This window comes from Lamprobacter sp., assembly GCF_034860625.1.
Classification (GTDB): Bacteria; Pseudomonadota; Gammaproteobacteria; order Chromatiales; family Chromatiaceae; genus Lamprobacter.
The window spans coordinates 1-2,186 of the sequence record NZ_JAYESN010000381.1 but is presented as its reverse complement, the minus strand read 5'-3'; the positions used below and the strand labels follow the sequence as shown (position 1 = coordinate 2,186).

The window sequence follows — 2,186 nt, the reverse complement described above, 5'->3', positions numbered from 1 at the left end:
CGCATAACGCCGGGTGGTCTTGGCCTCGCGCACGATCTGCTGGAATTCCTTGTCGAGAAACTGTACGCCTTGCGACCAGTCAATCTCGGCATGAATGGCCGGGAACAACAGCGCGAGGAACTTGGGGAAGTCGTGCTCCAGGGCCTCTTTCCAGGGGCTATCGTGGTCGTGCTTGGCGGCGGTGTCTGAGGGTGGGGTGTCGGCGCTCATGGAGCGAGTCTAGCCGGTGCCCGGCTGGGGGTGGGAGGGACTTCGGCTGCGCTCATTAGGCTGTTCGGTATACTGTCCTTGGATTTCCTCGATCCCTGCAGCGATAAAGTCGTCCAAGGCATCGCACAGCGCGATCGCCTCCAACAGTTTGATGCGTGTCCCCGCCTCACCCATGCCTCAGTGGAAAATGGTCTCGGGTGTCTCAGCGCTCAGGATGCGTTTGGACCATTGCAGCAGTTGTTCCGGCTCGGCGGCCGTAATGCGTTCGCGGTAGGCATCAACGGTGTCTGGTCCGAATTTCTCGTTGAGCAGTGTCAGTAAGATGGTCGCTTCGCCCTGCTGCAAGCCCTGGCCAATAAACTGATCGGCAAACGCGCTCATGGTCTCAATCTCCTCGGCATACTGTTGCTGGTAGCGTTGGCGTTCATGCTCATCAAGGTTGGCGCCACGCACCGCGTGGGCGTAGACGTCGACCTTCTCCTCGGGCGCACAGCGCATGTTGGGCAGGTTCAGCCGGGCGACTAGGTAGGTTCTAGGTAGGTTCGCGCTTGTGCTAGCCTTCTGGCACGACCAACGTTTGCGGAGCAACCGCATCCGCGAAAGCGCGCACGCTCAGAATGGGTGTCGCGATCAGCGCCTGCGCCTCGCTGAAATCGCCATCTCCCGTGATCAAATAATCCGCTTTGCCAGAGGCTGCGCACATCAGAAAAGACGCATCCTTGCGGTCGCGCGGGAAGTCGATCTTGTCCCTCGCTTCAATCATCCGCGTATCGGTCGCGAGCAGCTCCAACCACCAGTTAATGGTTGCACCAGGTAAGCTGAATTTCGGGCGCTGGATGACCGCGCTGTATTCGGACATGATCTCGGGTGTCACCAACCATTCGATATCCGACTGCCCCAAGCACCACAGCAGCACCCGTTCGGGCAGACGATCCCGAATCACCGCCGATACCAGGAGATTGGTGTCGATCACCACCCGCATAAGCACCCGCTCCGTTGCGCGTCGATCTCAGCTGCAATGTCTTCATCGGTGAGCGCCGCCGACTGGGGCAAACTCTGCACATGGCGCATCAGCGCACGCCAGCTGTCGGTTCGCTCCTCGGGCTGGCGCGTTTGATCGACCACCAGCACCTCGAGCAAGGCGCCTTCGGGAAAAGGTATTCCTTCCAGCACAACACGGCTTGAAGCATCCATGCGGACGTAAGTCTTGTACGTATTCATGATGGCTCTTGTAGATCGGTTTGGCGCAACTGAGAACGCAAGTCTAGCCGATGCATGTTCAGTTCACCTCGCCCAGCACCAAGACGACCGGCGACGAGGCCACCTCCAGCAGCGGTTCAAGCCAGCGCATGCATCCAGTCCAACTGCCGCGGCAGGCAAACGCGCTTGAGAGCGTCGGCGGCCTTAGCAAAGGCGCGGGCGTTGTTGCCGAGGCTCATGGCCTCTAACCGTTGCTGACAAAAGCCCGCGTTCAATCGCCCATCGTCGGACACTAAGAAACGGCTCATCAAACGTCTTCCCGATGTGAGCACCTCGATCCCAGCGGCGATGAAGTCGTCCAACGCATCGCACAGCGCGATCGCCTCGGGGTTGTCTCCGAGTTGCTCCGTCCAGCGATCCGAAAGGGCATAGAGTCGATCCAGATCAGCTTGGGTCATGGGCTCGAACAGCAGGTGCTCGAAGCGCTCCAGCTCAGCCAGCCGCTTGGCGCGTGTCTCAGGCAGGGTCATCGGGTGATCGCGATCGGGCGTGGTGCTCATGGCTTGCGTCTAGCAACGGCGAGCGCGCTTGGTCACCGGACAGCCTCACTTGTCCGCACGTAATGCCTCGACTTGGACCACACTCAGGCCGGTGGCCTGGGCAATCTGCCCGTCCGTGAGCATGCCGAGTGCAATGAGGTTGCGAGCCGTGGCTTGGGCGGTTTTCTGTATCCCGATCCGCTCGCCTTTCTGTATCCCGATCCGCTCGCCTTTCTG

4 protein-coding genes and 1 pseudogene are annotated in these 2,186 nt (G+C 60.2%); all 5 read right to left on the bottom strand.

All coding sequences use genetic code 11. The annotated features are described in order from the left end of the window. Positions 1-210: pseudogene (locus VBE63_RS27820) on the bottom strand (hypothetical protein); the annotation flags it as partial. 177 nt (positions 211-387) lie between these two features. Beyond that, entirely contained in the window at positions 388-708 is a 321-nt protein-coding gene (locus VBE63_RS27815) for a hypothetical protein (RefSeq protein ID WP_416274706.1), read from the bottom strand. Positions 709-763: 55 nt separating this feature from the next. Continuing rightward, on the bottom strand, positions 764-1,192 hold the full coding sequence (locus VBE63_RS27810; protein WP_323686232.1) for a putative toxin-antitoxin system toxin component, PIN family: 429 nt from the start codon (positions 1,190-1,192) through the stop codon (positions 764-766). After that, complete coding sequence (locus VBE63_RS27805) at positions 1,180-1,431, bottom strand: hypothetical protein (RefSeq protein ID WP_323686231.1); 252 nt, start codon at positions 1,429-1,431, stop codon at positions 1,180-1,182. Before VBE63_RS27805 ends, VBE63_RS27810 begins: the two co-directional genes overlap by 13 nt. Positions 1,432-1,547: 116 nt before the next feature. Then, positions 1,548-1,970, bottom strand: a complete 423-nt coding sequence (locus tag VBE63_RS27800; protein ID WP_323686230.1) for a hypothetical protein — start codon at positions 1,968-1,970, stop codon at positions 1,548-1,550. Between the last annotated feature and the right edge of the window lie 216 nt (positions 1,971-2,186).